Consider the following 4,523-nt stretch of genomic DNA (forward strand, 5'->3'; position numbering starts at 1 on the left):
GAGGCGGTGTCGACGGGCCCGTCCACCCGGAAGGCCTGGTTGACGGAGTACGTCAAGGAGTCCGGCGCGCGGCGCTGCAGCAGCCACAGCCGCTGCTGCTCGCTCGTGACGGGCGCCGACCGGGCGCCGGCGGCCACCGCCACCGGGTAGGCGTTCTCCTCGCCGGGGCCGACCTCGGCGACGGCCCGGGCGATCGAGGCCAGGTCGCCGTGGAGGACGATCGCCTGCGCCACGTCACGGCCCCACCGCTGCCGGACGGCGAAGCAGAACCGCAAGGCCCTCAGCGAGTCGCCGCCGACGGCGATCCACCGGTCACCCGGTCCGAGGCCCGTGACACCAAGGATCTCCTCGGCCAGGTCCAGGATCTCGCGCTGTGCCTCCGTCACGGCCGGCTCGTCCGAGGCAGCCGGCCGCCAGGGCCGGTCCGCCTGCCCCAGCAGCGCGGCCTGGTCGACCTTTCCGTTGGCGTTGAGCGGCAGCTCCTCCACCAGGTGGATCTGGTGCGGCCGCATGTAGGCGGGCAGATGAGCCGCGAGATGGCTGTCGAAGTCCTCGTAGGGCAGCTCGTGGCGCAGGACCACGAACGCCAGCAGCTCGTTCGGGCCCTCGTCGCCGGCGCGGCGGACGCACACATGGGCCCGCCGGACCGCCGAGTGGGAGAGCACCTGCCGCTCGACCTCTCCGGGCTCGATCCGGAATCCCCTTACCTTGACTTGCCGGTCGGTACGTCCGACGTACTCGATCCGGCCCTCCTCGTCGGCCCGCACCAGATCACCGGTGCGGTAGTGCCTCTCCGCGCCGCCGTCGAGCCATGCGAGCCGCACGAAACGCCGCTCGGTCTCCTCGGGCAGGTTCCGGTAGCCGACAGCGAGGCCCGGACCGGACAGCAGGAGTTCGGCGAGCTCCCCGGGCGCCGCGACCCGTTCCTGGCCTGGCACGACCAGGACGGCGCCGGTCTGCGGCAGGGGACGGCCGACCGGCACCACGTCACCGTCGAAGTTCCGGTCGATCGGGTGGCACAGGGCGAAGGTGGTGCACTCCGTGGGCCCGTAGACGTTGAACAGACGGGTAGCGCTGTCGGGGTTGTCTCGGTACCAGCGGCGCATCACCCGGGGATTGAGCTGCTCACCGCCCACGAGAACCTCGCCGACCGTGGCGAAGCAGTCCGGCACGGCCGAGACCATGGCGTTGAACAGCGCGGTCGTGATGAACACGGTGTCCACCCGCTCGCGCCGCAGTGCCGTGGCGAAGCCTTCGGGAGTCTGCACGTCCCCGTCGCGCATGACCACACAGCAGCCACCGGTCAGCAGGGGCGCCCAGACCTCGAAGTTCAGTGCGTCGAACGCTGGGTTCGCCAGACACGAGTAGCGCAGACCGGGCTCGACGCGGATGTAGCCCGCGCGCGCCAGGCGCGTGACACCAGTGTCGCGGACCTCAACACCCTTGGGCTGCCCGGTCGTTCCGGATGTGTAGAACAGGAAGGACGACTCGCCGGCAGCGTGCGGGGTCGGCACGGCGGGCGCGGCGTCGGGAATGCCGGGCAGCAGGCTGTCCATGGCGAACACCCGCACGTCCGTGGGGAGGCCGGTGACGCTCGCGGAACCGGAATGCACCACGGCGGCGGCCGCGGAGTCCCGCAGGATGAAGTGGCGGCGTTCGGCGGGGCTCTGCTCGTCCAGAGGAACGACGCGTGCCCCGATCCGCAGGATGCCCAGCATCACACAGATCAGCTGCCAAGAGCGCGGCAGCGCCACTGCCACGGACTGCCCGGCCGTCACGCCCTGGCGGCCAAGTGTCTCGGCCACGGCGGCGGCGGCGGAGTTCAGCGCCGCGTAGTCCAGACGCGTGTCGCCGTCGGCGACTGCGTCGGCCCGCGGAGTGCTCAGAGCCCGGCGGTGTATCTCCAGGGCGAGCCCGAGCGGTGCGCTCCGCTCCTCGGCCGTGCCGGCTTGGGAAGTGTCGACGCGCGGTTTCATCATGCCTCCGACATGCCGGTAAGGGGGGTGGGCTCTGTGTTTGTCCGGTCTGGGCCGATGGCCGGCCGGTCCAGCTCGGCCGAGAGGACGGCGGCCACACGAGGCAACTCGTCGCTCTCCAGCATGTCCCAGTGACCGCAGGCCACCGGCTTGACCTCGAACGGGCCGGTGACGCGACGACGCCAGTACGAGCGTTGCCGGTCGGCTGCGCCCTCGGCGTCCTCCTCCTCCGAGGCCGTCGCCTGCAAGAGCACTACGCGGGTAGGTGACTCGGGTGCGGCATAGCTGCGTGCCGTCTCCCGGTGGTGGTTGTAGACGGCCAGGTAGCGGGCCACCTGATCGTCGTCGATGCCCGGGTACATGCCGTTGAAGCGCACCAGTTTGTCGCGGAACTCCGCCATGCCCACCGGTGCGACCATGGCGTGCTGCGCGGCGTCCTCCACGCCGTGGGTGTCGAGCAGGACCACGCTCACCCTCTCGTGTCCGGTCGCCGCCAGCCTTCGGCCCATCTCGTAGGCGATCAGACCGCCGTAGGAGAGCCCGCACAGCACCAGTGCCTCGCCTGGACGGGGATCGACGAGCCGCAGGTACTCCTCGGCCATCGCTTCGACGCTGGGCAGCGTGGACTCGCCGGGGTTGATGCCGGGCGCCTGGAGTCCCACCACGCCGACGTCGTCGGGCAGCTGGGCGGACAGTGGCAGGTAGCAGAACGCGGTACCGCCGGCGGGATGCACGCACACCACGCGCCGCGTGCCATCGCCGTTGCGGAAGCGCACGAGGCTTCCGTCCTCCGCGGACCAGGCGGCCCCGGCATTGGCGTCGCGCACCCGTTCGGCCAGCGACTCGATGGTGGGGTGCAGCATGACCTCGCGTATAGGCAGCGTCACGCCCAGTTCGTCCTGGACGGCGGACGCCATCTTGATCGCCGAGATCGATGTGCCGCCGAGTTCGAAGAAGTTGTCACTGACCCCGAGGTCTGGGTGCAGCAGCAGCTGCCGCCAAATCCGGTAGAGCGCCATCTCAACGTGGTCGCGCGGCGCAGCCGTGTTGACTCGCTCGGAGCGGGCTGCCGCGGCCGCGCGCAGCACCGCCGCACGGTCGACCTTGCCGTTGCGGTTCAACGGCAGCCGCGGGAACTCGGCCACCACGGCGGGGATCATGTAGTCCGGCAGGCGGTTCTTCAGGGCCGCCCGCCACTCGTGCGGCGTGCGCGCCGATGAGGCGGGGCATCCCACGCCGGCCACCAGGTAGGGGCCTCCCGGTGTCTCCCGGTCGGCGAGCACCACGGTCTCCCGCACGCCGGGCACCGCCAGCAGTGCCGTCTCGACCTCGGCGGGTTCGATACGGAAGCCGCGCAGCTTGAGCTGGTCGTCGCGGCGGCCGACGTACTCGGCGTTCCCGTCCGGCAGCCAGCGCGCCAAGTCGCCGGTTCGGTATACACGTTCGCCGGGCAGGAACGGGTCGGGCACGAAGCGTTCGTCGGTGAGGTCCTGCCGGTTTAGGTATCCGCGGGCCAGACTCGCCCCACCCAGGTAGACCTCACCCGCGACGCCTACGGGTACCGGGCGCATGCGGTCGTCGAGCAGGTAGAGGCGGGTACCGCGCAGCGGCCGCCCGATGGGACACGGCCGGTCGTACGGCTGCGGGTCCGTGTAGGCGGTGGCGTACAGAGTCGCCTCGGTCGGGCCGTAACCGAAGCAGATCCGCAGGCCCGGCAGCAGCTCGCGTATACGGTGCAGGGAGCTCTCGGGCAGGGACTCCACTCCGGTGAGGAGCTGGCGCAGGCTCAGACCGGCCAGTCGCGCCGCGGGGTCCTCGTCGATCCACAGGATGAAGGACGGGGGCAGGAAGGCCTGGGTGACCTCGCGTTCGCGCAGCCACCCCATCAACGCCCCGGGGTCGCTACGGAGGTCGTCAGGGACCACATGGAGCACTGCTCCCGTGGTCAGCGGTACGAGGAGTTCGTGCACCGAGGCGTCGAAGCCGATGCTCGACCAGGCTGACGATGCCTCACCAGGGGTGTCGCCCATGAGTTCACGCCAGTGGTCGAAGAGGTTGACGACGCTGCCGTGCGTCACCGCCACGCCCTTGGGGCGGCCGGTCGACCCCGAGGTGTAGATGACGTAGGCGAGCCTGCCGAGGTCCGACTCGATGGCGGGCGCCTCGTCGCGCGTTCCCTCGGCCTCCACCTTCGCCAGGTTCTGCCACGGCCGCAGGCCGTCACCGGCGACGTCGGCCGCGTCGGTCAGCACGAGCACCGGTGCGGCGTCGCTCACCATGGCAGCGAGCCGTTCGGAGGGCTGACCGGGGTCCAGAGGCAGATAAGCGGCTCCGGCCTTCAGGATTCCCATTACCCCGACGACGAGTTCGGCCGTGCGACCGGCGTGCAGCCCCACCACCCGGCCGGGGCCGGCACCGCGGGCGATCAGCGCGTCGGCCAGCCGGTTGGACCGGTGGTCCAGCGTCGCGTAGTCCAGTTCCGTGTCGCCAGCCACCACCGCGAGCTGCCGCGGGCGTTCGCGCACCTGCGCCGCGAACCGTTCCAGC

Annotated in this window: 2 protein-coding genes; both read right to left on the reverse strand. The window is 71.1% G+C overall.

Annotated elements, in window-relative coordinates; genetic code table 11:
• On the reverse strand, positions 1 to 1,979 hold a 1,979-nt coding region (locus ABZV34_RS37320; RefSeq protein WP_356287085.1), incomplete at its 3' end, for an amino acid adenylation domain-containing protein.
• Positions 1,976 to 4,523 (reverse strand): amino acid adenylation domain-containing protein (locus ABZV34_RS37325; RefSeq protein ID WP_356287087.1); only part of this gene is annotated, 2,548 nt, incomplete at its 5' end. The genes ABZV34_RS37320 and ABZV34_RS37325, both read right to left, overlap by 4 nt.

It is taken from the genome of Streptomyces sp. NPDC005195, assembly GCF_040608315.1.
GTDB lineage: Bacteria > Actinomycetota > Actinomycetes > Streptomycetales > Streptomycetaceae > Streptomyces > Streptomyces kaempferi.